1 pseudogene is annotated in these 250 nt (G+C 54.4%); it reads left to right on the top strand.

Features of this window, described 5'->3' with window-relative positions:
- Positions 1–250, top strand: a pseudogene (locus ACZYOF_RS44965) (tyrosine-type recombinase/integrase); the annotation flags it as partial.

Below are 250 nucleotides of genomic sequence, written 5' to 3'. Positions count from 1 at the left end.
TTCTTGGCCGCGAGATCGAGCAATTCCTCGCTCACAAGCGTTCTTTGCGACGGCGCTATCTTGTCGAAGAGAAGACGCTCGCGCTGTTCGACGCCTACTTGTCGAAGAACAAAATTGGTAGCCTTAGTGAGGTAACCCCGGAACTGGTGGATGAGTTTCTTCTCTCGCGTCCGCGATCGCGGCCAAGAAGCTATAATCACCTGCGCTCTACGGTGGGACGACTGCTTTCGTATCTCGTCGATCACGGGAA

Source organism: Bradyrhizobium sp. LeoA1Lang (genome assembly GCF_055413685.1).
This window is presented reverse-complemented; position numbering and strand designations above follow the sequence as displayed.